This is a genomic window from Kibdelosporangium aridum, assembly GCF_900176515.1.
Classification (GTDB): Bacteria; Actinomycetota; Actinomycetes; order Mycobacteriales; family Pseudonocardiaceae; genus Kibdelosporangium; species Kibdelosporangium aridum.
The window spans coordinates 598053-621487 of record NZ_FWXV01000004.1 but is presented as its reverse complement, the minus strand read 5'-3'; the positions used below and the strand labels follow the sequence as shown (position 1 = coordinate 621487).

Below are 23435 nucleotides of genomic sequence, written 5' to 3'. Positions count from 1 at the left end.
TGAGGATTTTTAACACCGGCCAATGGGTTCGTCGGTGTCGGTCAAGGATGTGTTAGCAGTTTTCCATTAGTCCTGCCGAGTGAATTCAACAGACCGGAACCTGATCCACGGTAATCGGCTGCGAGTACTCGTCCGGTGGATCTTCGGCGGTGAATCCGCTGAACACGAGGGTCTGCCTGGCCTGCCCGGCCACCGGGACACGCCAGGTGAAAGAACCTCCGAATTCCGCTACCAAAGGGTTGACATCGGGTACTCGTTCCCACGCCCATCCGGGACCGGTATACCGGTAGAGAAACGCGTTCTCGATCAACAAGTCGACGCCGGACGGTAGCCCGGGTGGCAGATGCCAGCCGGTCGCCGGATTGTTGTCCGAGTCGACGAAGACCCGGTGATGCCCGAACACCGCGCCGAAACTCACCCGGTATTCCGCGTGTTCCGGGCTCAGGCACGCCGACGCTTCCGACATCGGCGGCCCGCCGGACGGTGTGGTGATCACAAGCGGCGCACTCGGTTCGGAGAGATTTCCGGCCGCGTCGCGTGCCCGCACGGTGAACTCGAATCGTGTCGCGAGCGGCAGACCCGTTGCCTGATAAGCATTGTCGTACGAATCAGCGATCTTTGTCCCGTTGGCGAAAATCTCGTAGCCGGACACCGCGACGTCGTCGGCCGGTGTCGGCCACGCCAGCCGGACCCTGGCCCCAGCCGGGTTGGCGCGGGTCGTGGCGGTCGGCGTTGCGGGCCGTTGCGGTGGCGTGACATCGGCGATCCCTGACGCGGCAACGAGTTGCGCGTCCCAATAGGACGCCAGACCGGCCCATGGGTACGGGTCCATCCGGAGCTCGGTGGTGTACACGAATCCGGCGTTGTTGATCTTGCTGCGGGCGATGACGGTCTTCATGTCGGCTTCGGTCGGCACGTTGTGCACGAGGTGCCAGAACTTGCGCGGGTTCGGATGGTTCCGTTGCCAGTCAGGCGAAGTGTGTGTCATGTACGCGGTGAAGTCGCCCTCGAACGACACCATGGTGTCCGCGACGTCCTCATAGCACTGGTCGGCAGGTGCACCGGGATTGATCACGACGTACGCGTCAGCGTGCTTGGCCCTGATGTGATCGCGGATCTCCGCGTAGAGCTTGACGTACGCGTCGTCGGCCCCGCACAGCAGAATGGTCTGATCAAGAAAGATGCCGCTGATCCCATGCCCGCCATATGTGGCATACCAGTCGTCGATGTCCTGGCGGATTTGCGCCGACCATTCCGGAATCGACGTTCCACCGCTTCGGGTGCGATGACTGCCGTGCCCGAAGTCGATGCCGTGATAGCCGGTGTCGACGTATACCAGCGTTTTTGTTCCGGTCCCGGCCAAACGACCGATCGCCGAGGCCCAAGCCGGGTGGAACGGCAGCTCCGGCATGCTGCGGCTGCCGTTCAGCACGACAATCCCATTCGTCGGACGGTTCTGCGCCAATCGGTGGAAGATCGTCATTCCGTCCGGAGTATCGGGTCCCCAATATGCCGGAATGGCGGTCTGTTGCCGTTCGGCCTCGGCACCGGCCGGAACCGGCAAGAACAGCGCGACCGCGATCAAGACACAGGTCAGGGCGAGCTTTCGGACCATCGCTGGACCTCCATACCCGGGGCGGTCCCCATACCGTAATGGCTGGCCTGGAAAACCGGAAATAGCCACAGAAAAGGGATCATCCTTGGTCATGCGATCATGTGCGGGTGAGCCCGATGTTGCATGTCCACCAGTTCGGCCCCGACGACGGGGTGCCCGTGCTGATGGTGCATGGCGTGACCGGCCATGGTGGACGCTGGAAGCGGCTGGCCGAGGAGTTCCTCTACGGCTTCCGTGTGATCGCGCCGGATCTGCGCGGGCACGGGCAGTCGACGCACCTTCCACCGTGGACACTGGAACAGCACGCGGCGGACTTGCTGTCCGTTTTGGACAGTCTGGCGGTGACCGGCCTGCCGGTGATCGGCCACTCATTCGGTGGTGCGGCGGCGATCCACCTCGCCCGCCTCGCACCGCAACGGGTCACCAAGCTGGTACTGCTCGACCCGGCCATCGGGCTGGACCCGCAGTTCGTGATGGACACCATGCCGATGTGGCCGCAGGTCTTCCAGAGCATCGAAGAGGCAGGCGAATGGCAGCGCAACGAATGGGCCGGCATCAGCCTGCGTGACGTCGAAGAGGAGCTGCGCGAGAACTTCGTGCAGACGAGCGACGGCCGCTGGATGCCCCGAAGCAACTACTCGGCGGTGACCACGGCGTGGAGCGAGATGAGCCGCGCCGCCCAGCTCCCGCCGCCGACCACGCACACCCTGCTCGTCTCGGCCAAGCGGTCACCGTTCGTCCGGCCCGCGTTCGTCGACGCGTGCAAGATGACCATGCAGGCCAACCTGGAGGTCACCGAGTTCGACAGCGGCCACATGCTGCAGTTCGAGCACCCGGTGGAGACCGCCGAGCTGATCATGGACTTCCTCGGCCGGTGACCGGCCTTGCCGGGCGGCCTCCCGGTAGGGTCGGTGCGTGCGAGTAGTCCTTGGGGAGGATCTGGCCCTGCTGCGTGACGGGCTGATCAGATTGCTGACCGCGCACGACTTCGAGGTGGTCGAGGCCGTGGACAGCGGTCCCGCGCTGCTCGAAGCGCTGGTGCAGCACAAGCCGGACGTCGCGGTCGTGGACGTGCGGCTGCCGCCGACCTTCACCGACGAAGGCCTGAAGGCCGCGATCGAGGCCCGTAAGCAGGTGCCCGGCCTGCCCATCCTGGTGCTGTCACAGTACGTCGAGCAGCTCTACGCCAGGGAGCTGCTGTCCGACCGCGCCGGGGGCGTCGGCTACCTGCTGAAGGACCGCGTGTCGGAGGTCAGCCAGTTCGTCGACGCGGTCCGCCGCGTCGCCGCGGGCGGGACGGCGATGGACCCGGACGTGATCTCGCAGTTGCTGGCCCGGCGCGAACGCGACGAGCCACTGGGATCGCTCACTCCGCGTGAACGCGAAGTGCTGTCGCTGATGGCCGAAGGCCGGTCGAACGCGGCGATCGCGGCCCGGATGTTCGTCACGGAGAAAGCGGTCAGCAAGCACACCAACAACATCTTCAGCAAGCTGATGCTGCCGCCCTCGGAGGACGACAACCGGCGCGTGCTGGCAGTTCTGGCTTACCTGAACGACATGAACGGCTGAAATGGACGAGCAGCTGCACGAACGCGTACGCGAAGTGATCGCCACAGTTCCTCAGGGAACCGTGGCGTCGTACGGCGATATCGCCGCGATCGCAGGCGCCCCTTCACCCCGCCTGGTCGGCCGGATCCTCGCCGAGGACGGCCACGACCTGCCGTGGCACCGAATCCTGCGCTCCGATGGCACGCCCGCACCGCACCTTGAGGAAGAGCAGTTGGAGCGCTTGCGGGCTGAAGGCGTTCTCGCGGACGGCAACCGCGTCAACATGCGCCAATACCGCTGGGCCGCAGCGCAGCCAAAAGACGAACCAGGCCTGTTCTAACTGCAACTCCACGCGGCTGCGTGGCCGTCGTCGTTGCTGTCCTTGTACGTTCCGACGAGGCGGTCGTCCTCGGTGACGAAGGTGGCGTAGTAAAGCGGTGCTGGGCTTGGCAAAACGCCCATGCCTCCGGCTCGCCACAGCCGCGGGCTTCCGTCGCCCGCACTGCCGATGATCGTTCCGCGGGTATTCGCCGAGTACGCGACAGCGCTGGGAATCGTGACGCGCAGGGACGAATTGTCGTTCCACACAAGCGCCATGCGGGAGCCGTTCTTGTGCGTCCACCCCACCGCGATGCCGTGGTCGAACTCCTCCACCACAACGTCCTTGTAACCATGGGCTTTCTGCAGCGGCCACCCCACCTTGGGGCTTCGGTACTTGACGCCGTTCGTAGTGACCAGTGCGTTCGTGTCGTCGATGCCCGCGACGCCGACGTTGGTCATGCTGTAGACCTCGTACTTCGAGTAGTCCGATCCGGACCAGACGACGTTCTTGCTCTGGCCGTTGCCGTGGACGTAACCAGCGACGTCTCCGTGGCCGTTGATCGACATGGGCTCCGCGGTCTCACCGTCGCCGGTGCCCAGGAACTGGTGTGTGCCGTCCAGTTTGGTGACGTACCCGCGAGCGCTCTGCTTCGCTACCACAGTCCCGTTCGCGCTCACCGAGACCGGCCAGACGAAGTCACCTTCCGCTGGTGGTTCGAGGACAGTTCCCTGGCCGTTGTGCCATCGGACAATCCGCGTGCCGTCGGTGATCGCCGTGCCGACGGCGTAGTCGCCGCCGATCCCGAACACCTCGACGTTGTAGTGCGGCTCAGGCACAGTGAAGTCTGTCCGCTGCCAGGTGCACGTCTGTGCCTCGGCGGTGGCCGGCAGCATCAGTCCAGTTGCGACAATCACACCTGCGACGGCGCGGCGGGTTTTGAGCACAGTTCCCCCAGTCAGCGTGGTCACTGAACAGCATCGCTGGTCACTCTTTGGTCGTTACCTGTGCCAAACGTGTGTACAGCGTGTAGTGGCGTCCGCCATCATGCTCGCGTGACGCAACCACCTCCTTTGATGCCGCCGCCTCCTGGTGACGGCCACACGCCTCCACATGGGCAAGGCGCGCCCTTGCCACCGCCGCAGGGCCAGGACGCGGGCATGCCGCCGCCTCCTGGTTACTACCCGCCACCGCCGTCCGGCAAGACCAACGGCTTCGCCATCGCCGCACTGGTCTTCGGCATCATCGGCGGTGTCCTGTTCGCAGTCATCTTCGGCTTCGTCGCGCTGAGCCAGATCCGCAAGCGCGGTGACAAGGGCCGGGGCATGGCCATCGCCGGTCTCGTGCTGTCCGCGGCGTGGATTGTCCTGCTCGTCGCCGTCTTCATCATCGGCGACGGACTGCGCGCCACGCGCGACACCAACACGGGCCAGGTCACCCAAGCCGGACAGCTCGATGTGTTCGACCTGAAGGACGGCGACTGCTTCAACAACGTCCCCGGCGACAACAAAGAGGTCATGTCGGTCAGTGCCGTGCCGTGCACCCAGCCGCACGACGCCGAGGTGCTCAGCCAGGTCACCGTCGCGGGCAGCGGCGCGTACCCGGGCACCGACCAGATCGCCGCGGAGGTGGAGAAGCTCTGCGTCGACAAGGTCGGCGCACGGGTCGAGGCCAGCCCGATCGCGGACAAGCTGGGTATCTACTACTTCTACCCGACCAAGGAGTCCTGGGCACAGGGTGACCGGGCGGGCACCTGCGTTGCCGTTGCGAACGACAACGGCAAGCTGACGGCTCCGGTCGGCAAGTAGGCATTGCGGTAACGACGGACAACGAGCTCGACCGCGCCTGAATGGGCGCCGATCGGCTCGGCGGCGACGCTGGCTCCCGCGTCACGGACGACCCGATGGAACAACCCAGGAGCCAGCAACCACGCGGCGATGGCAAGCCTCCGATCACGGACCAGGTCCGTGACCCGGGGGCTTGCTGTCGTTACGTACCCGACTTCGACAGGCACCCGCACACGTGTCTGCAACAGCCGCGCGGCACGTTGAACGTCATCCAGTGCGCGAGAATCCGACGACCCAGCCGCAGCGAGCACGACCGGCTCACCGTCCCATCCGGCCTCGACCAGTCGCTCGTGCACAACGGCCACAAGGGACGGTGACGGTCCAAAAGGGTCGGTCACGATCGTCTGGCGGTGCCCGGATTCACGGACCTGAGCAGGGATGTCCACCCGGACGTGATAGCCGGACGCGAGGAAAGCCGGGACCACGACCGCAGGGCCGTCCACAGTCCGCAACACGTCGGAGACGCTAGGCGAGCACACGTCCGCGAACGCCACTCGCACATCCACATCGGACAGCCGGGCTCGGACCCGCTCGGCGAGCTCGTGGATGACCTGGCTGCCCGCTGGATCACGAGTGCCATGGGCGGCAAGAACAAGAGTCATACCGGGATCGCCAACCTGTAGCCGCGTTTGACAACGGTCTGAACGAGCGTGGAATCTCCCAACGCCGAACGCAGTCGCGCGATCGCGGTTTCCACCGCGTGGGCATCGACGTCCCCGTCCCGCCCGGAGTGCTTGCGAAGCACGCCGATCAGGGCAGGCCTGGACAGGACTTTGCCTGGCGTCACGCTCAGAGCCCGGAGAACCGCCATTGGCGCTGGTGGCACGACTCGCAGCACGCCGTCAACGATGACCGCCTGACCGCGGAGTTCCAACTGGGTGCCGCCCACATGCAACCGCGTGGCACGGCCAGGCAATTCAGTCGCGACTGACCTGGCCAGCGCGCCGATCCTGGGCCGCTCTGGCTGCACCACCGGAATTCCGGCGTCCATCAACGGTCCAGCGGTCACCGATCCCACGCACACCGGCAAAACCGGTCCTCGAAGGATGTCCAGCAGCGCGTCGCGCCGCCCTTGCCTCTCCGCCATCGCCAGCAGGCTCGCCGCGGCGGGTGCGCTGGTGAACGTCAACGCGTCGACCGAGCCAGCCAGGACCGCGTCGAGCAAGCGCTCAAGCGGGCCTACGTCCGCCGGCAAGGTCCAGCGGTACACCGGGATCTCGACGACTTCGGCGCCCGCGGCCAGCAACGAGTTCACGAAGTTCGGCAACGGCTCGCCGTGCAGCTGGACCGCGATCCGCTTACCGTCCACTCCGGAATCCAGCAGGTACTCCAGCACCTCGGAGTTGCTCTCCGACGCCGGCGACCAGCTCTCCACCAGGCCGGCCGCCCGGACCGCGCCCTTGGCCTTGGGCCCACGGGCGAACACGTCCGCCTTGCCCAGAATCCCCAGCAGATCCGGCCCCAGTCCCCAGCCCTCGGCCGCCTCGACCCATCCGCGGAACCCGATCCCCGTGGTGACCACCACGTAGTCGACCGGGTCCGCGATCATTCCCTCGGTGGCCGCCTGCAACTCCGTGTCGTCCGGCAACGGCACGATCCGGATCGCGGGACCGTGCACCACATTGGCGCCACGGCGCTCCAACAGCACAGCCAGTTCGTCGGCGCGGCGGGCCGCGGTGATGCCGACCGTGTAACCGGCCAGCGGCGGAACCTCGGTCTCGACGCTGTCAACCATGAGCGTCACGGAGCCCCAACCATGACCATGCCCGCGTCCACCCGCACCGGATACACCTCGAGCGATACCTCTGGATCATCCACGCACACGCCCGTGCGCAGATCGAAAGCGTTCTTGTGCATCGGCGACACCGCGACGGGCACGCCACCCCGGTCCCCGACGATGCCCCGCGACATCACGGCGGCCCGCGAGAACGGGTCTATGTTGGACAGTGCGTAGACCTCATCGTCGCCGGTGCGGAACACCGCGACCTGGACGTCGCCAGGGAGCAAGGCGGCAACACCCCGATTGGGCAACAGCCGTGCCAGCGGAAAAACTGCGACGACTGATTTGGACATCATCGCGATACCACCTCCGGAATGCCCAGCTGGACGGGAACCTTCTGGCCGCGTTCCTCGCGGAACGAGACTGTCGGGTCCGGTGTGCCCGGCGCGTTGACGAACGAGGCGAACCGGGCGAGTTTCTCGGGGTCCTCCAGCACACCGCGCCACTCGTCCGCGTAGGAGCCGACGTGCTGCTCCATCGCGGCCTCCAGGTCAGCACAGATGCCGAGGCTGTCGTCGACGATCACCTCACGCAGGTGGTCAAGACCGCCCTCCATCGCCTCGATCCACGCCGCCGTGCGCTGCAACCGATCCGCGGTCCGGATGTAGAACATCAGGAACCGGTCGATCAGCCTGACCAACGTCTCGGTGTCCACATCAGACACAAGGAGGTCCGCGTGCCGCGGCTTGAAGCCGCCGTTGCCGCCGACGTACAGGTTCCAGCCGTGCTCGGTCGCGATCACACCGAAGTCCTTGCTGCGAGCCTCGGCGCACTCCCTGGCACAGCCGGAAACAGCGGACTTGAGCTTGTGCGGTGACCGCAGGCCCCGGTAGCGCAGCTCCAACTGGATCGCCAACCCGACCGAGTCCTGGACGCCATAACGACACCAGGTCGTGCCGACGCACGATTTGACGGTACGCAACGCCTTTCCGTAGGCGTGACCGGACTCCATGCCCGCGTCGACGAGTCGCCGCCAGATGTGCGGCAGCTGGTCGACCGTCGCACCGAACAGGTCGATCCGCTGGCCGCCGGTGATCTTCGTGTACAGCCCGAAGTCCCTGGCCACCTCGGCGATCACCATCAGCTTCTCCGGTGTGATCTCACCGCCGGGGATGCGCGGCACCACCGAGTACGTGCCGTTGCGCTGCAGGTTCGCCAGGAAGTGGTCGTTGGTGTCCTGAAGGGACGCTTGTTCGCCGTCAAGTACGTGCCCGTTGCCCAGCGACGCCAGAATGGACGCGACCGCGGGCTTGCACAGGTCACATCCGGTTCCCCTGCCGTGCTTGGTGATCAGTTCGCTGAACGCACGGATGCCGGTGCTGGAGATGATCTCGAACAGCTCTGCGCGGCTGAACTCGAAGTGCTCACACAGCGCCTTCGACTGCTCGACACCGGACTCGGCGAGCAACTGCTTGAGCATCGGAATGCACGAACCACATGTCGTGCCCGCCTTGGTGCAGCTCTTCAACCCGGGCACATCCGCGCAGCCCTCAGCGATCGCGCCCTTGATCGTCGCCTTCGTCACGGCGTTGCAGGAACAGACTTGGGCGTCGTCAGGCAGCGACCCCATCGCGATGTCCGTACCGGCCGGGGCGATCAGCGCGGCCGGGTCGCCGGAGATCGCGCGACCGACCATCGGACGCAGCATGGTGTACGCGCTCGCGTCACCGACCAAGATTCCGCCCAGTAGGGTCTTCGCGTCGTCCGAGACCACAACCTTGGCGTAGGTGCCGGCCACCGCGTCGTTGAAGACCACTTCAAGAGCGCCCTCGGTGGCACCGTGCGCATCACCGAAGCTCGCGACGTCCACGCCGAGCAGCTTCAGCTTCGTCGAGGTGTCGGCGCCGGGGAAGGTCGCCGTGCCACCGAGCAAGCGATCGGCCACGACCTCGGCCATGGCGTAGCCGGGTGCGACGAGGCCGTAGACCATCCCGTCGACACACGCGCATTCGCCGATGGCGTAGATGTTCTCGTCGTCCGTGCGGCAACCTTCGTCCACCACAACGCCACCACGCGCGCCGGTGGTCAGACCGATTTGCCTGGCCAGGTCGTCACGTGGACGGATACCGGCGGAGAACACGACCACGTCCACGTCGAGCTCGACGCCGTTGGTCAGCTTGGCGACCATCCGGTCACCGTCCCGCTCGATCACCTCGGCGGAGGTTCCAGTGTGGACGGTCAGGTCCAGCTTCTGCACCAGGTTCTTGAGCAACCCGGCGCCGCCGTCGTCGACCTGGATCGGCATCAGCCGGGGCGCGAGCTCGACCACGTGCGGCGAAAGCCCCATACCGCGCAAGGCATTCGCGGCCTCTAGGCCGAGCAGGCCGCCGCCGAGCACCATCCCTGCCCGCCTACCAGGACGATCGGCTTTCTCGACGGCCGCCCGTATGGCGTCGAGATCGTCGATCGTCCGGTAGACGAAGCACCCCGGCAGCTCCCGGCCGGGAACGGGTGGCACGAACGGGTTCGAGCCGGTGGCAAGGACCAGCGCGTCGTAGTTGACGCGCTCGCCCTTGCTCGTGATGACTTCCCGCTTCTCGCGGTCGATCTCCAGTGCGCTCTCGCCAAGCCTGATGTTGACGCCGTCGATGTCCGGCAGCATCAGGTCATCAGCGTTCCACGTGTCCACATAGGAGGACAGAGCGACCCGGTCGTACGCCGGGCGTGGTTCCTCGGCGAGCACTTCGATTCGCCATGCGCCGTCCACGTCCCGGTCCCGCATCGCCTGAGCCAGGCGATGACCGACCATCCCGTATCCGACGACGACCAATGTCCGCGTCATACCGCTGTGTCCTCCCTGTTGGGCACGTTCCCCATGCTGGGTCGTGAGCGTGTCGAACCGGGTTCTGCCGTGTTTCCGGCGCGTTAAAGGAATCTCCCGCCGCAGGTCAAACGCCTGAGAGGGCCGGCTCCGTGGTCTTGACCGAGGACGGTTTGCGCAGGTAGACCGCCCACGTGACAACAAAACAGATTCCGTAGAAGACCAGGAACGCCACGAACGCGGGAACTCCGGTCTTCGCGGTCATGAAGGACTCACGGAACGCCAGGTTGATGAACACACCGCCCAGCGCGCCGATCGCCCCTGCCAAGCCGATCAGGGCGCCGGAAAGCCGCCTGGCCCGCACCAACGCGGTCTTCTCGTCGGCACCTGCCTCGATCGCGGACTGGGCCTTGGCGCGGAAGATCGCCGGGATCATCTTGTAGGTGGATCCGTTGCCGAGCCCGGAGAACACGAACAACGAAATGAACCCGGCGACGAACAGCGGCAGCGACTTCATGTTCGATGCGACGATCGTCACACCGGTCCCCGCGGCCAGCGCGAGGAACGTCCACAGGGTGACTTTCGCACCACCGACCCGGTCGGCGAGCCACCCGCCGACTGGCCTGATCAACGAACCGACCAACGGCCCGAGGAATGTCAGCGACGCCGCCTGCAACGGTGTGCGGCCGAACTGGTTCTGCAGCACGAGACCGAAGGCGAAGCTGTACCCGATGAACGACCCGAAAGTGCCGATGTAGAGGAACGACATCACCCAGGACTGCCGGTCCTTGACAACCTCACGAAGGGCTTTGGTGTCACCACTCATCGTGCTCAGGTTGTCCATGAACAGCATCGCGCCGATCGCCGCCAGGATGAGCAACGGCATGTAGATGTACAGGATGATCCGCGGCGCGCTCGGGCCAGCCGTGCTGATCACCACCAGGCCGATCACCTGGATCGCTGCCACACCAAGGTTTCCGCCGCCCGCGTTGAGGCCGAGCGCCCAGCCTTTCTTGCGCTCAGGGAAGAAGGCGTTGATGTTGGCCATCGACGAGGCGAAGTTCCCACCACCGACGCCACCCAGCGCGGCGATGAGCATGAACGTGCCCAGCGATGTGCCCGGCTGCATCACGACCGCGGCGAGGACCGCGGGGATGAGCAGCAGGCCGGCCGAGAAGATCGTCCAGTTGCGGCCGCCGAACTTCGCGGGCGCGAAGGTGTACGGGATCCGGATCAGCCCACCGACCACCGTCGGCGTCGACACGAGGAGGAACTTGTCGGCCGCGGACAAGCCGTATTCCGGTCCCATGAACAGGACCATCACCGACCACAGTGTCCAGATCGAGAAGCCGAGGTGCTCGGCGAAAATCGAGAACCACAGATTGCGCGAGGCGATCTTGCGGCCGCCGTTGTCCCAGAACGTCTGGTCCTCCGGCTCCCACTGGTCGATCCACCGTCCACCGATGCGCTTCATGTTCTTCCTTTACGTCGTGGTCGAGAGCCAGTCAGCAATGCCGCACACCGCATCGCGGCAGCTGCCGCATCCCGTCGTCGCCCTCGTTGCCGACGCCAGGTCTGTCACGTCCGTGGCGCCCGCTCGCCAAGCCGTGACCAACTGCGCTTTTGTGACCGAGTTGCAGCGGCACACCAAAGCGGTGCCGGGCAACTCGGAAGGACTACCCGCAGGCGTCGCCTCCGATGGCAACGCCCGTCCCAAAAGGACCGCGAGCCGGTCCGACGGAACCGGCACCCGGCTGTCGTACAACTGGGTGATTGTGGCGGCCGCGTCCGGGGCACCGATGACGATCGCACCGGCGACACGGTCCTGTTTGACGACGAGCTTGGCATAACGACCGCGCGTCGGGTCGTTGAGGCACAAGACTTCCGCGTCTTCGGCGTCGGTGTCGACGTGCACCTCACCCAGTGCCGCCAGGTCGACGTCACGCGCCTTGAGCCGCGTGACCACCGGTGTTCCCCGGTACCGCTTGGCAACGTTCTTGCCAGTCAACAGGTCGGCCAGTACGTCGGCCTGCTCCCATGCCGATTGCACAAGGCCTGCCATGGTTCCTGGGTGCTGTGCGCAGTCGCCGATCGCGTGGATGCGGGGATCGCTGGTACGCAGGCAGTCGTCGATCAGGACGCCTCTGTCGACGGCGATTCCCGCCTTGACGGCCAGATCGATCTCCGGCTTCACGCCCGCTGTGACCACGACCATGTCCGCGGGCACCAAGCCGTCTTCGAGCTTCAAGCCGTCGCCTGGGACGTAACCGTTCACCTTGGCGTCCAGCTTGACCTCGACGCCCAATGTGGACAGTTGCTTGGCGAGGACCTTGCCGCCCGCTTGATCGAGCTGGCGTTCCATCAGGTGACCGACCGGGTGCACGACTGTCACCTGGCAGCCCCGGCCAACCAGCCCACGCGCGGCTTCGATGCCGAGCAATCCTCCGCCCAGCACGGCAACCGGTGCACCAGGGCGCGCGGCCGCAAGAATTCCTTCGCAGTCGTCGAGTGTGCGGAAGGTATGCACACCAGGGGCGTCCGGGAACAAACCTTCGACCGGCGGGATCCACGACCGGCTGCCAGTCGCCAGAACCAGTGTGTCGTAACCGATCGTGCTGCCGTCGGTGAGGGTCACCTTGCGGGTGTCCCGGTCGATTTCCGTGACACTCACGCCAAGCCGGACCCTGTCGTGCCATTCCTGGCCGTGCAGGGTGACGTTCTCGGCCTTCATCGTCCCGGCGACCACTCCGGACAGCAGCACCCGGTTGTACGCCAGGTGTTGCTCCTCACCGAGGATGGTCAGGGATACGCGTTCGCCTTCCGGGTCGCGCCGCAGGATTTCCTCGGCGAGCCGGGAACCGGCCATGCCGTATCCGGCGATGACGATCTGACGTGGGCTCATGCTTCCCCCCAGGGGGCTAGTCGGACCGCGCAGACTTTGAACTCCGGCATCCGGCTGGTCGGGTCGAGAGCCGGATTGGTCAATCGGTTCGCACTGTTCTCACCGGGAAAGTGAAACGGGAGGAAGACCGTGTCCGGACGCATGGACGGCACACACCGCACGCGCGCCTGGACTTCGCCGCGGCGCGACTCGACCTTCGCCATGTCGCCGTTGGTCAACCCGGCACGCTCGGCCGTGTCCGGGTGAACCTCTACATAGGACTCCGGTACGGCCTTCATCAGGTCGTCGATCCGGCGGGTCTGCGCCCCGGACTGGTAGTGCGCGAGGACGCGTCCTGTTGTCGCCCTGAGCGGGAATTCGTCGTCCGGCGGTTCGGCCGGTCCTTTGTGGTCGACCGGGATGAACCTGGCTTTGCCGTCCGGGTGGGCGAATTCGTCCTCGAAGAGCCGGGGTGTTCCGGGATGTTCCCGGGATGGCACCGGCCAGTGCAGGGCTTCGCCGTCCCGAAGGCGGGCGTACGTGATGCCCGAGTAGTCCGCGATCCCGCCTTCGGATGCCTTGGCGAGCTCGTCGAAGACTTCCTCGGGGATGGTCGGGAAGGCCTTGGCCGGTGAGCCCAGCCGGATTGCCAGCTCCTGCAGGACTTCCAGGTCCGACCGGACCTCCTGCGGCGGTCGCAGCGCCGGGCGGCGGTGCAGGACGCGGCCTTCGAGGCTGGTCAGCGTGCCTTCTTCTTCGGCCCACTGGGTGACCGGCAGGACGACGTCAGCGAGCGCGGTCGTCTCGTTGGGCACGAAGTCGGCCACTACCAGCAGGTCCAGGGCCTTCAGGCGTTCGGTGACGTGCGTCGCGCGCGGGGCGGAGACGACTGGGTTGCTGCCGAAGACGAGCAGGCCTTTCGGCCCGTGCGGGCGGCCCAGCGCGTCGAGCAGTTCGTATGCCGACCGGCCGGGCCCGGGTAAAGAGTCCGGGTCCACACCCCACACTCCGGCGACGTGCGCTCGTGCCTCGGGGTCGTCGATCTTGCGGTAACCCGGGAGCTGGTCGGCTTTCTGGCCGTGCTCGCGGCCGCCTTGGCCGTTTCCTTGCCCGGTCAGGCATCCGTAGCCGCTGCCCGGCTTTCCCGGCAGTCCCAGCGCAAGCGCGAGGTTGATCCAGGCGTTGACCGTATCCGTTCCGCTCGCGTGCTGTTCCGTGCCACGCGCGGTGAGAATGTAGGCGTTCTTCGCTTTCGCGAGCATCCTTGCCACAGCACGCTGATCTGTCGCCGATACGCCTGTGACGCGCTCCACACGCTCTGGCCACCACGCGGCTGCGATACGCCAGGCATCCGCGAAACCGTGAGTTCTCTGTTCGATGTAATCCTGCTCGGCGTATCCCTCGCTGAACACCGCGTGCAGAATTCCCAGCGCCAGTGCGAGATCAGTGCCAGGCGCCGGCTTCAGGTGCAGCATGGCGCGCTCGGCGGTGGCCGTGCGACGGGGATCCACAACGATCAGACCGGCCTTGATGTGCTGCATGAACGGCGGCATGGTCTCCGCCGGGTTGGCCCCGACCAGCAGGATCATGTCCGCGTCGTCGAGGTCGGTGACGGGGAAGGGCATCCCGCGGTCCACACCGAACGCCTTGTTGCCCGCAGCGGCAGCCGAGGACATGCAGAACCGGCCGTTGTAGTCGATCTGTGACGTCCTCAGCGCGACCCGAGCGAATTTGCCGAGCGCGTAGGCCTTCTCATTGGTGAGTCCGCCACCGCCGAAGATGGCCATGCCGTCACGGCCGTGTTCCCCTTGGATGCGCTCGATCCGCTCGGCCACGAAGTCCAACGCCGTGTCCCAGCTCACAGGTTTGCCGTGCAGCAACGGTTTCGTGAGCCTGACCGGATTGGACAGCAACGCCCCAGACGTCCAACCCTTCTGGCACAACCCACCGCGGTTCGTGGGGAACTCTCGTGGCGTGACCAGGGCACCCTCCAGCGTCATCCCGCACTGCAAGGCACAGTACGGGCAATGCGTCTCAGTGCTCTTGGTCGTCACTCGAAGAACGCTAAGGAGCCGTTGTTACCTAGGGATGCGTCCGTGTTTCGACTGTGCGACATTGCCTGCTCAGCGGGACATAATTCGCCGTGAGGTGCTAAAGGAGCTGGTCGACCTGTTCGGCGACGCGGGCAAGGCCCTTCAACGACTCCGCAGTTGAACGCGGGTGCAACGCGTGTACGGCCAGGCGGAAGAGCAACGCCTGGAGCATGGTCTGCGGCCACTCGGCAAGGTGAGACCACCGGCCGATGATGCCATCGTCGGCGCCACCCCACGCCAACGCGTCCACGACAACGACGGCGGCAGCCCACTCCGGTGGCCGCCAGTAAGGCCGGAAATCGATCAGCCCGGGATCAGCGTCCCCGACAAAGAGGACGTTGCCGAACAGGTCACCGTGCACGACCTGCTTGGTGAGCTTGGCCGGCTTCTGCTTGGCGTTCAGTTCGGCGAAGAGCTCGCCACCCCGGTCGGGCTTCAACGGCATCTCCAGCTCACCGCTGGAGACACGGTCGGCGACGGCGAAGACGTCCTGACGGGCGTCGATGAACCGCGGCCTCGGCAGACTCTTCAGCGCTTCGTGCAGCGTGAGCGAGACGGAGATGACCTCGTCGTGCCGCGGCTCGGCATGGCCCTCGATGAACCGGTACGCCGCCCACCCACCGACGACCCACCGGCCGTCCGTGCTCCTTAACGGACGCCCGATGCGCAGCCCGGGGACGTGCAGGTCGCCCAGGGCCTTCGCGACCCATGCGGCTTCGGCGGGACTGCTGGCCGGCTTGAAGGCGCCGTCCCCGCATCGCCACATCGGACCGGCGTCAATCAACTCCGGCTCCGCGTCCCTGGCGCCGAACGCGGCGCGGACGTGTGGTGGAGGCGGCTTCGGAGTACCCATCGGCAGGCACGCTACCGCGTCCCGGCAAGATTTCCGCCCCCGCCACGCCTTTGACGCGATGGTGTCCGGGCCGACCTGGTCATCCTGGTGAGTGGTCCGGCCGGTTGGCACCGGCCGGACCACTCACGAGGCACAGCTCAGTACGTCGGCAGGCTGGGATCAACGTCGCGGGCCCAGCCAAGGACACCGCTGCCCACGTGCACCGCGTCGGCAAATCCGGCCTTGTGCAATGCGGCCAGCGCCTCAGCCGACCGGGCACCCGACTTGCAGTGCAGGACGATTGGCTTGTCCTGCGGCAACTCCGCCAATGCCTCGCCGGACAGAATCCGGTCCTTCGGAATCAGCACCGCGCCTGGGATCGCCACGATTTCGTACTCGTGCGGCTCGCGGACGTCGATCAGGGCGAAGTTGTCGCCCCGGTCGAACTTCTCCTTCAGCTCGCGCGGGGTGATCGTCGAACCCGCCGCCGCCTTCTGCGCGTCGTCCGACACCACGCCGCAGAACGCCTCGTAGTCGATCAACTCCGTGATCTTCGGGCTCTCCGGGTCCTTGCGGATCTTGATCGTCCGGTAGGACATCTCCAGTGCGTCGTAGACCATCAAGCGACCCAGCAGCGGCTCGCCGATGCCGGTCAGCAGCTTGATCGCCTCGGTCACCATGATCGAACCGATCGAGGCGCACAGCACGCCGAGCACTCCGCCTTCCGCGCAGGACGGGACCATGCCCGGGGGCGGCGGCTCGGGGTAGAGGTCGCGGTAGTTCAGGCCCTGTCCGTTCGGTGCGTCTTCCCAGAAGACGCTCACCTGGCCTTCGAACCTGAAGATCGAGCCCCAGACGTACGGCTTGCCCAGCAGCACGGCGGCGTCGTTCACCAGGTACCGGGTCGCGAAGTTGTCCGTGCCGTCCAGGATCAGGTCGTAGTCACGGAAGATGTCGAGCGCGTTCTCCGAGTTCAGGTGCGCCTCGTGCAGGTTCACCTTGACGAACGGGTTGATCTCCGCGATCGACTCGCGGGCCGACACCGCCTTCGGCTTGCCCACGTCCGACACGCCGTGGATCACCTGGCGCTGCAGGTTCGACTCGTCCACCACGTCGAAGTCCACGATTCCGAGCGTGCCGACTCCCGCGGCCGCCAGGTACAGCAGCGCCGGGCTGCCCAGGCCGCCTGCACCGACGACCAGCACGCGAGCGTTCTTCAGTCGCTTCTGACCGTCGACTCCAACATCTGGGATGATCAGGTGCCTGCTGTAGCGGGCCACCTCGTCCTTGGTCAGCTCCGCAGCGGGCTCTACCAGCGGCGGCAGCGAACTACTGGGCATCGACTCCTCCTAAGCGTCCTGCCCAATCCAACACCGCGCAGGGCCGGAACCTTCCGTTTGCCCACATTCCGGGACGGCGGTCAGCCGGTGGCCGGCTTCCCCTGCGGGTTGGGCCACGGGTTGATCTTGCAGACCTTCCCGTCCGCCTTCACCGGGTCCCGTGTGCCCGGGACTGCGTCGTTGAGCTGGGCAACGTAGTCGTTGTTCACGCCGAACGTCTGCTGCATCATCACCGGCGCCAGCCCGTCGGCCTGCGCGCAGCCTTCATGGCCACGGCCGAACGCGTGACCAACTTCATGGTTGATGGCGTAGACCCGGTAGCTGCCGATGTCCCCGTTGAACGCCAACGCGCCACGCACCCAACGGGCCAGGTTGATGACAACCCTGCCGTCGCGGGACAACCGGCATGACGACTCGTACGGAATCGTGCGCCCACAGAGTTTGTGGGTTGTCTCGGGCGTGGTCAGCGAGATCCGGACCTGCGGCTTGTCCGCGACGCGTTGCACGGCGATCCGGGGGTCGCTGGTCCAGCCGCGCGGCTCGGCCAGTGTCTTGTCGACCAGACCGGCGAACGCGTCGTCCCCGCCGCCCATCTCGGCGGCGTTGATGCCGTTCTCGACTTCGATCGTGTACGTGTACGTCTGCTTGGTTCCCTGGCCGACCTTCGGGCCGTTGCCTGGGATCACCCGGAAGGTCCCGGCGCCTGCCTGCGTGAACTCGCTGCCGGGGGGCAGTTCCGCGGTCGGGATCTTGGCGTCGATCGGGGTCACCGGCTTCTCGGTGGCGTCCGGCGTGTCCGTCGGCACTTCGTTGGTGCCGCCGAGAGTTTCCGGTTGTTGCACGCCGTTCGACGCCTGCGCCTCGCCGGGCGGCCCGGCTTTGGTGGTGTCCCACACCACGAGCGCGGTGATCACCAGCAAGATCGGGATCGCGTACAGCCGCCACCCGTAGACGGCCAGCAGGCCGCGCTTCTTGACCGGCGGGAGCCGCCGGAAGGACTCCTCGGCGTTCTGCTCGTCCGGTTGCCACGCCGCGGCGAGCGGTTCGCCGGACACGCGGCGGGCACCACGCTCATACCGATCATCACCCGCGCGGCGGCCAAGCGGTCCACGCGGTGCTCCGGAGCGTGACCTTTTCGGCGGCGAGACGTCTCCTCCTTGGGTCTTCCGGCTCACGGCATACAGGGTGCCACATCACTCTCTGATAACGAATGCGCGACTCGGCGACTACCAGGTTCCGTTTCGTTCGGCCTCGAAAAGGCCGAGCGCGGCCCGGGCGACCGTCTCTGGCCGCTCCATTTGCGCCACATGACCGGTTCGCGGCAGCACCAGCAGCCGCCCCCTCGGCAGTAGCCGGGCGGTTCGTGGGGCCTTACGCACAGTGACCAGCTTGTCCTCGGCGCCCCAGATCACGAGCGTCGGCGCGGTGATCTGCGGGACGATCCGCCACAACGACTGGGACGGCGGCACGAGCCACGCCCGGAACAGCCCGAGCGTCGTGGCCATCAAGGCCTGCGCGGCCCACGCGATCTTGGCGCGCTCGGCGAACTCGGCCGCTGTCTCCTCCATCCGGTGCGGCGGGACGAGCGACGGGTTCGCGAAACACAGCTTGACCAGCTGGTGAGCGCGTTGCATCGGCGTCAGCGCGGCGAGCTGGCGGCGGAAGCGCGACCCGACGAACGGCAACATCGCGAACGGAATCCGTGGGTCGGACATCCGGTTCGGGAACGGCCGCAGGTCCGGCACGGCGGGCGAGACCAGGGTCAACGTCTTCACCAGGTCGGGATGCCGTGCCGCGAGGAGCATCGACACCGCGCCGCCCATCGAGTTGCCGAACAGGTGCACTGGTCCGTGATCCAGGCCACGCATGAACTTGGCCAGCGTCTCGACGTGGTCGGCAAGATCGAACCGGTACCCGGCTGGCGGCTCGGACTGCCCCGCACCGGGCAGGTCCACCGCTATCCCCTGCGCGTGCAGCGACAGCTGGGCGGCCAGATCTGTCCAGTTCTTCGACGACCCGCCGAGGCCGTGCACGTAGACCGCCGTCTCGTCGGCCGGGCCCGGTGTCCTGCGGATATGCAGCCGCACGCCGCCCGCTTCGACGTGCTCACCCGGCCACGGCAGCCGAGTGGTGTCCAGTGGCGGGCGCGGCGCGTCGGACAGCGGAACTCGGGTCAGCGGGACCCGCTCACTGGTGACGTCCATCCGTCCAGTGTGCATGCGCGCCGCGACATCTTCGTGAGGACGAATATCGAGACGCCGGTTCGCCCGACATACCGGCGAGTAAGGTTTGTGGCGGAGCGAGGAGGCCGTATGTCGGAAACGATCCAGCAGGGCACGAAGAGCGCGAGACTGCCCCGGACTGCCCGGCGCGCGCAGCTGCTTGCAGCGGCGCAGGACGTGTTCGCCGCCAACGGCTACCACGCTGCCGCGATGGACGAGATCGCCGAGCGCGCGGGCGTCAGCAAGCCCGTGCTCTACCAGCACTTTCCCGGCAAGCTCGAGCTGTACATGGCGCTGCTGCAGACCCACGCCGACGAGCTGATCGCGGGCGTGACCGGTGCGCTCGAGTCCACCACCGACAACAAACTGCGGGTTCAGGCGGCCGTCGGCGCGTATTTCGACTTCGTCGACAGCGAAGGCGAAGCGTTCCGGCTAGTGTTCCAGTCGGACATCCGGGGCGAACCGGTCGTGCACGACACCATCGAGCGCGCGACCAAGGCCTGCGTGGACGCCATCACCGCGACCATCACCGCTGACGCAGGTCTGGACGAGGAGCGGGCGCGGCTGCTCGCGGTCGGTCTGGTCGGCGCCAGCCAGGTCGCGGCCCAGTCGTGGCTGGCCAGCAACCGTCCGATCGACAAGGCCGAGGCGGTCAAGCTGATCTCGACGCTGGCGTGGCGCGGCATCGGTGGCGGGTACCCGCTCCAGCCGCATTCCTGACCTTCACACAAGTCGAGCCCGCGTCGCCCGCGGGCTCGACTTGTGTTCGAATCAGCGGCTGACCAGGAACGACGCCTTCCACCAGCGCATGCCCGGCGCGCCGACCAGCCCGGCCTCGTCGAGGAACTTCATGATCCGCTCGCCGGACCACCGCAGCGTCTCCTGGTGGTGCGGGTTGCGCAGAGCGACCTGGGCAGCGTGCTTCGGGTCGAGCCCGACAGCCTTGTAGACACGTGGGTTGATCAGGCTTCGGGTGATCGCGAACGCCACGATCGCGATCAGGAAGCGCTGGTACGGCAGCTCCCACTTGCGCAGGTTCTTCATGCCGCGCACCACTTCCTGGCGGGCGAACGTGACGTGCCGGGCCTCTTCGAGCACGTGGATCCGGTTGACCATGCGGACCAGCGGCTGGATGTTCTCGTCAGCCATGCTCTCGCGCTGGATGCGGTCGAGGATCTCCTCGGCGATCAGGATCGAGCCGTACAGCGCGGGGCCGTAACCGATCACCGGCAGCAGCTTGCCCAGCTGCCTGAGGATCGGCGGCGGGCCGTACGCGGGCGCGCCGACTCGCTCGATGGCGCGCGCGAACATCGTCGAGTGCCGGCATTCGTCGGCGATCTCGGTGAGCGCGTACTGGGCGTGCCTCGTGGTCGGGTCGATCCGGTAGACCTCCTTGAGCAGCATCTGCATCAGCAGGACCTCGAACCAGATGCCGTTGCTGGCGACGCTGGCGACCTCGTGCTTGCCCAGCTCGATCCGCTGCTCGGGCGTCAGCTGGTCCCACAGTTCGGTGCCGTACAAGGAAATCCGGTGGTCGGGCGCGTACCGCATGCCTTGCTTGAGCGGCGCGGCCCAGTCGATGTCGACCTCGGGGTCGTAGAACTTGTCGGCCGACGAGTTCAGCAGTCGCTCGGCGGTCTTCTCGCGATCGGAACCCTCGGCAACTCGCAACGCGCGGCTCATCGGAACACCCCTTTAAGCGTTACCGGAAGTAACAGTTACTTCTGGTAGCATGCAGCCGCATGGGCGAACGTGTCAAGGGACAAGGCGACGCACGGCGTGAGCGGTGGCGCGAACACCGGGCCGCCCGCCGCGAGGAGTTCGTCGAAGCGGCGCTTCGCGCACTGGACGAACACGGCCCCGACCTGGGCATGGAGCACGTCGCACAGGCGGCGGGCGTGACCAAACCCGTGCTCTACCGGCACTTCACGGACAAAGCGGACCTCTTCGTCGCACTGGGACAACGGGGCACGGAGATCCTGTTCGAGCGACTGATCCCAGCGATCAACCGCGAAGAAGCCCCGGTGCCGCGGATCCGCAAGAGCCTCGACGCGTTCTTCAGCGTGATCGAGGACTACCCGAACCTCTACCGGCTGCTGGCCCGCCGGTCCTTCGGCGACCGTCCGGTGGACTCAGACCCGGTGCGCGAGGACAAAGAACTGATCGCCGCGGCACTGACAAGCCTGCTCGGTGACTACATGCGCGCCTTGAACCTGGACTCCGGCGCGGCCGAACCCTGGGCGTACTCGATCGTCGGCATGGTGCAGACCACCGGTGAATGGTGGCTGGAACGCCGCTCGATGACCCGCGACGCCGTCGTCGAATACCTCACCACGATCATCTGGGCCGCGATCGACGGATTCCTGCGGCAGCACAACGTGCAGATCGCCCCGGACAAACCCTTCGAAGTGAACAAAGTGGTCCAGTTGAGGAGAATCCAGTGAGCGACGAAGAGGGCTACACCGGTCCGGCGACCTTGCTGGTCGGTGAGAAAGAAGTCACCGTCGAGGTGGAGCTGCGCGGCTACTTCCAGCCGATCGACGGCTACTACCACTGGTATGGCCGGATCCAGGAGAACGCTGAACTCTCGTCGCTGGCCGGCGGGAAGAAGACCGCGGCCCGGGTGAAGACCCCGCAGGGCGAGGCCACGGCCGAAGTGTCCGATCCGGACCCGTGGAATCGCTACCGGATCACGGGGACGAGCAGGCCTCCGTTCACAACGGACCTGACGGCGGCCAAGTAGGCCCCAGCCCGATTCGCGAACGGACCGTTCGCGCGGGATGGCTGGCACATGGCCTAGGTGAAACTTCGCCCCCGAAGTGACCGCTGTGGCCGCTTCGGGGGCGAAAAGGTGCTTCAGACCTTGACCGAGAAGCCCACCTTGCGGGTGTCGGCGGTGCCGATCTCCACGTAAGCCACCCGGGACGCCGGGATGATGTAACGACGGCCCTTGTCGTCGACCAGGGTGAGCTGGCCCGCGGGGTTCTTCAGCGCGTCGGCCACCAGCGCCTCAACCTCGTCGGGCGACAGGTTGCTCGTGAGGAGCAGCTCCCTTGGGCTGTCCACCACGCCGATCTTGACCTCCACGCTGACCTCCAGCTTGTGCCTCTTTGGTGATGACGAAAGGTTATCCGAGTCCGAGCGCGGTCATCCGCTTGCCGTGCGCCTGCTGCAACCGCCGGAACAACGCCGCGATGCCCGCGAGGTCGCCCGAGCCCGTCACGATCAACTCCGTCAGCCCGTCCCGTTCCGCCACGATGTACTGGGCCTGCGTCAATCCTTCGCCCAGCAGCCGTCGGCCCCACAGCGTCAGTCTGTCGCGCAGCGTCCGGTCCGCTTCGCACGCCGCGCGGACTTCGCGCTCAGCGAACGCCGAGTGCCCTGTGTCGGCCAACACATCGAGCACGAGTTCCTTCGTCGACTCGTCCAGCCAGTTCGCCAGCTGGCTGTAGAGGTCCGCCGCGAGGCCGTCGAACACGTAGGCCTTCACGATCGACTCGTGCCAGCTGCGTGGCGGTGTCGACGCGTGGAACGCCTCGAAGTGCTGGATGAACGGCTCCATCGCCTCCGTCGGCTGTACGCCGTGCGCGGTGAGGTACTGCTCGATCTTGCTGTAGTGCCCGATCTCGGCTGCCGCCATCACCGACAGCGCCGCGCGCCCTGCCAGGGTCGGCGCGCTGCGGGCGTCCTCCGCCAGCCGGTCGAACGCGGAAAGCTCGCCGTAGGCCAGCACGCCCAGTAGATCAACAACTCCATCCTGCAGCCGTGCGGAGTCCACCACAGAATCAGCCTCGCTCATGGCGGTGAGCGTAACGGCAGGACATCCCAGGTAGACTCGGTGTGACGCCCGGCGTACCCAACGCCGTGAGGCGACGTTGTATGACAGTGGCGGTCAAGCCCGTCACGTGGAGGGTGTGTGCACGCCACGCTGGCCCTCCCGCGCAGGCGCCCCAGCGCCCAGCAGCGGTCGAGCGGCCCAACCAGGGCAGTGCGCACTGGTAAAGAGAGGCGATCACCCTGAGTTCTACCCATAACGAGAATCTGGATCCGGTAGCGCTGGAGCACAGCGAAGCCGGCGTTCCGGACACTGACACTTCCCACCCGCTGCAGGCAGGCGCACCGGTCAGGGGCGACTCCCCGACCTTCGCCGAGTTCGGCGTCCGTGACGAGATCGTCAAGGCGCTGTCGGCTGCGGGC

At 66.4% G+C, this 23435-nt stretch carries 23 protein-coding genes; 7 read left to right on the top strand and 16 right to left on the bottom strand.

Annotated elements, in window-relative coordinates; genetic code table 11:
* Positions 1 to 85 precede the first annotated feature (85 nt).
* On the bottom strand, positions 86 to 1615 hold the full coding sequence (locus B9C43_RS26765) for a spherulation-specific family 4 protein (protein ID WP_160096709.1): 1530 nt from the start codon (positions 1613 to 1615) through the stop codon (positions 86 to 88).
* A gap of 116 nt (positions 1616 to 1731) precedes the next feature.
* Between B9C43_RS26765 and B9C43_RS26760 the strand changes: the two genes are divergently transcribed.
* Genes B9C43_RS26760 through B9C43_RS26750 form a run of 3 tightly spaced genes read left to right on the top strand, consistent with a single transcriptional unit; the run spans position 1732 to position 3503 of the window.
* The gene (locus tag B9C43_RS26760; protein ID WP_084429752.1) at positions 1732 to 2493 is read left to right on the top strand and encodes an alpha/beta fold hydrolase; all 762 of its coding nucleotides are present in this window, start codon (positions 1732 to 1734) and stop codon (positions 2491 to 2493) included.
* A gap of 37 nt (positions 2494 to 2530) precedes the next feature.
* Entirely contained in the window at positions 2531 to 3184 is a 654-nt protein-coding gene (locus B9C43_RS26755) for a LuxR C-terminal-related transcriptional regulator (RefSeq protein ID WP_033380760.1), read from the top strand.
* 1 nt (position 3185) lies between these two features.
* Positions 3186 to 3503 (top strand): MGMT family protein, encoded by a 318-nt coding sequence (locus tag B9C43_RS26750; protein WP_033380761.1) that lies wholly within the window; start codon positions 3186 to 3188, stop codon positions 3501 to 3503.
* Here the strand turns inward: B9C43_RS26750 and B9C43_RS26745 are convergent.
* Complete coding sequence (locus tag B9C43_RS26745; protein WP_084429751.1) at positions 3500 to 4453, bottom strand: hypothetical protein; 954 nt, start codon at positions 4451 to 4453, stop codon at positions 3500 to 3502. The genes B9C43_RS26750 and B9C43_RS26745 overlap by 4 nt on opposite strands.
* 84 nt (positions 4454 to 4537) lie before the next feature.
* On the opposite strand from B9C43_RS26745, the gene B9C43_RS26740 reads away from it, so the two are divergent.
* Positions 4538 to 5290 (top strand): DUF4190 domain-containing protein, encoded by a 753-nt coding sequence (locus B9C43_RS26740; RefSeq protein ID WP_084429750.1) that lies wholly within the window; start codon positions 4538 to 4540, stop codon positions 5288 to 5290.
* Here B9C43_RS26740 and B9C43_RS26735 read toward each other — a convergent pair.
* The 11 genes from B9C43_RS26735 to B9C43_RS26685 form a co-directional block, all read right to left on the bottom strand.
* Entirely contained in the window at positions 5191 to 5931 is a 741-nt protein-coding gene (locus tag B9C43_RS26735; protein ID WP_084429749.1) for a sirohydrochlorin chelatase, read from the bottom strand. The genes B9C43_RS26740 and B9C43_RS26735 overlap by 100 nt on opposite strands.
* Positions 5928 to 7064, bottom strand: coding sequence for a uroporphyrinogen-III synthase (locus B9C43_RS26730; RefSeq protein ID WP_084429869.1), 1137 nt, complete (start codon positions 7062 to 7064; stop codon positions 5928 to 5930). The genes B9C43_RS26735 and B9C43_RS26730 overlap by 4 nt, the downstream gene beginning before the upstream one ends.
* A 5-nt stretch (positions 7065 to 7069) precedes the next feature.
* Positions 7070 to 7405, bottom strand: a complete 336-nt coding sequence (gene nirD, locus B9C43_RS26725) for a nitrite reductase small subunit NirD (protein ID WP_084429748.1) — start codon at positions 7403 to 7405, stop codon at positions 7070 to 7072.
* Positions 7402 to 9891: a nitrite reductase large subunit NirB gene (nirB, locus tag B9C43_RS26720; protein ID WP_084429747.1), complete on the bottom strand. Its 2490-nt coding sequence runs from the start codon at positions 9889 to 9891 to the stop codon at positions 7402 to 7404. The genes nirD and nirB overlap by 4 nt, the downstream gene beginning before the upstream one ends.
* A 106-nt stretch (positions 9892 to 9997) precedes the next feature.
* Positions 9998 to 11344: a nitrate/nitrite transporter gene (locus tag B9C43_RS26715; RefSeq protein WP_084429746.1), complete on the bottom strand. Its 1347-nt coding sequence runs from the start codon at positions 11342 to 11344 to the stop codon at positions 9998 to 10000.
* Positions 11345 to 11353: 9 nt separating this feature from the next.
* Positions 11354 to 12772: an FAD-dependent oxidoreductase gene (locus B9C43_RS26710; protein WP_084429745.1), complete on the bottom strand. Its 1419-nt coding sequence runs from the start codon at positions 12770 to 12772 to the stop codon at positions 11354 to 11356.
* Positions 12769 to 14751, bottom strand: coding sequence for a molybdopterin oxidoreductase family protein (locus B9C43_RS26705; protein WP_084429744.1), 1983 nt, complete (start codon positions 14749 to 14751; stop codon positions 12769 to 12771). The genes B9C43_RS26710 and B9C43_RS26705 overlap by 4 nt, the downstream gene beginning before the upstream one ends.
* Before the next feature lie 151 nt (positions 14752 to 14902).
* Positions 14903 to 15697: a TIGR02569 family protein gene (locus B9C43_RS26700; RefSeq protein WP_084429743.1), complete on the bottom strand. Its 795-nt coding sequence runs from the start codon at positions 15695 to 15697 to the stop codon at positions 14903 to 14905.
* Positions 15698 to 15834: 137 nt separating this feature from the next.
* Complete coding sequence (gene moeZ, locus B9C43_RS26695; RefSeq protein WP_033380774.1) at positions 15835 to 17016, bottom strand: adenylyltransferase/sulfurtransferase MoeZ; 1182 nt, start codon at positions 17014 to 17016, stop codon at positions 15835 to 15837.
* Between the two features lie 80 nt (positions 17017 to 17096).
* Complete coding sequence (locus tag B9C43_RS26690) at positions 17097 to 18191, bottom strand: DUF3152 domain-containing protein (RefSeq protein WP_084429742.1); 1095 nt, start codon at positions 18189 to 18191, stop codon at positions 17097 to 17099.
* A gap of 51 nt (positions 18192 to 18242) precedes the next feature.
* Positions 18243 to 19220, bottom strand: coding sequence for an alpha/beta fold hydrolase (locus tag B9C43_RS26685; protein WP_235038846.1), 978 nt, complete (start codon positions 19218 to 19220; stop codon positions 18243 to 18245).
* A gap of 108 nt (positions 19221 to 19328) precedes the next feature.
* On the opposite strand from B9C43_RS26685, the gene B9C43_RS26680 reads away from it, so the two are divergent.
* Complete coding sequence (locus B9C43_RS26680) at positions 19329 to 19958, top strand: TetR/AcrR family transcriptional regulator (RefSeq protein ID WP_084429740.1); 630 nt, start codon at positions 19329 to 19331, stop codon at positions 19956 to 19958.
* Positions 19959 to 20009: 51 nt separating this feature from the next.
* Here B9C43_RS26680 and B9C43_RS26675 read toward each other — a convergent pair whose 3' ends face one another.
* Entirely contained in the window at positions 20010 to 20921 is a 912-nt protein-coding gene (locus tag B9C43_RS26675; RefSeq protein WP_084429739.1) for an AurF N-oxygenase family protein, read from the bottom strand.
* Between the two features lie 59 nt (positions 20922 to 20980).
* On the opposite strand from B9C43_RS26675, the gene B9C43_RS26670 reads away from it, so the two are divergent.
* Both B9C43_RS26670 and B9C43_RS26665 read left to right on the top strand, forming a co-directional pair.
* Positions 20981 to 21682 (top strand): TetR/AcrR family transcriptional regulator, encoded by a 702-nt coding sequence (locus B9C43_RS26670; protein WP_084429738.1) that lies wholly within the window; start codon positions 20981 to 20983, stop codon positions 21680 to 21682.
* Positions 21679 to 21981 carry a DUF4873 domain-containing protein gene (locus B9C43_RS26665; RefSeq protein ID WP_033394280.1) on the top strand — a complete coding sequence of 101 codons (303 nt, stop codon included), beginning with the start codon at positions 21679 to 21681 and terminating at the stop codon, positions 21979 to 21981. Before B9C43_RS26670 ends, B9C43_RS26665 begins: the two co-directional genes overlap by 4 nt.
* A gap of 113 nt (positions 21982 to 22094) precedes the next feature.
* Here B9C43_RS26665 and B9C43_RS26660 read toward each other — a convergent pair whose 3' ends face one another.
* Both B9C43_RS26660 and B9C43_RS26655 read right to left on the bottom strand, forming a co-directional pair.
* Positions 22095 to 22325 (bottom strand): DUF3107 domain-containing protein, encoded by a 231-nt coding sequence (locus B9C43_RS26660; RefSeq protein WP_033389637.1) that lies wholly within the window; start codon positions 22323 to 22325, stop codon positions 22095 to 22097.
* A 40-nt stretch (positions 22326 to 22365) separates the two neighbouring features.
* Positions 22366 to 23037, bottom strand: coding sequence for a ferritin-like fold-containing protein (locus tag B9C43_RS26655; RefSeq protein WP_051896991.1), 672 nt, complete (start codon positions 23035 to 23037; stop codon positions 22366 to 22368).
* Positions 23038 to 23435 lie beyond the last annotated feature (398 nt).

What these genes read in the sequence shown, in the direction of transcription:
- B9C43_RS26730 (WP_084429869.1), bottom strand. Translation starts at nt 7,064, where the DNA reads ATGGTTGACAGCGTCGAGACCGAGGTTCCGCCGCTGGCCGGTTACACG.
- B9C43_RS26680 (WP_084429740.1), top strand. Translation starts at nt 19,329, where the DNA reads ATGTCGGAAACGATCCAGCAGGGCACGAAGAGCGCGAGACTGCCCCGG.
- B9C43_RS26670 (WP_084429738.1), top strand. Translation starts at nt 20,981, where the DNA reads ATGGGCGAACGTGTCAAGGGACAAGGCGACGCACGGCGTGAGCGGTGG.
- B9C43_RS26705 (WP_084429744.1), bottom strand. Translation starts at nt 14,751, where the DNA reads ATGACGCTGGAGGGTGCCCTGGTCACGCCACGAGAGTTCCCCACGAAC.
- B9C43_RS26655 (WP_051896991.1), bottom strand. Translation starts at nt 23,037, where the DNA reads ATGAGCGAGGCTGATTCTGTGGTGGACTCCGCACGGCTGCAGGATGGA.
- B9C43_RS26715 (WP_084429746.1), bottom strand. Translation starts at nt 11,344, where the DNA reads ATGAAGCGCATCGGTGGACGGTGGATCGACCAGTGGGAGCCGGAGGAC.
- moeZ (WP_033380774.1), bottom strand. Translation starts at nt 17,016, where the DNA reads ATGCCCAGTAGTTCGCTGCCGCCGCTGGTAGAGCCCGCTGCGGAGCTG.
- B9C43_RS26735 (WP_084429749.1), bottom strand. Translation starts at nt 5,931, where the DNA reads ATGACTCTTGTTCTTGCCGCCCATGGCACTCGTGATCCAGCGGGCAGC.
- B9C43_RS26760 (WP_084429752.1), top strand. Translation starts at nt 1,732, where the DNA reads ATGTTGCATGTCCACCAGTTCGGCCCCGACGACGGGGTGCCCGTGCTG.
- B9C43_RS26765 (WP_160096709.1), bottom strand. Translation starts at nt 1,615, where the DNA reads ATGGTCCGAAAGCTCGCCCTGACCTGTGTCTTGATCGCGGTCGCGCTG.
- nirD (WP_084429748.1), bottom strand. Translation starts at nt 7,405, where the DNA reads ATGATGTCCAAATCAGTCGTCGCAGTTTTTCCGCTGGCACGGCTGTTG.
- B9C43_RS26710 (WP_084429745.1), bottom strand. Translation starts at nt 12,772, where the DNA reads ATGAGCCCACGTCAGATCGTCATCGCCGGATACGGCATGGCCGGTTCC.
- B9C43_RS26685 (WP_235038846.1), bottom strand. Translation starts at nt 19,220, where the DNA reads ATGGACGTCACCAGTGAGCGGGTCCCGCTGACCCGAGTTCCGCTGTCC.
- nirB (WP_084429747.1), bottom strand. Translation starts at nt 9,891, where the DNA reads ATGACGCGGACATTGGTCGTCGTCGGATACGGGATGGTCGGTCATCGC.
- B9C43_RS26675 (WP_084429739.1), bottom strand. Translation starts at nt 20,921, where the DNA reads ATGAGCCGCGCGTTGCGAGTTGCCGAGGGTTCCGATCGCGAGAAGACC.
- B9C43_RS26700 (WP_084429743.1), bottom strand. Translation starts at nt 15,697, where the DNA reads ATGGGTACTCCGAAGCCGCCTCCACCACACGTCCGCGCCGCGTTCGGC.
- B9C43_RS26750 (WP_033380761.1), top strand. Translation starts at nt 3,186, where the DNA reads ATGGACGAGCAGCTGCACGAACGCGTACGCGAAGTGATCGCCACAGTT.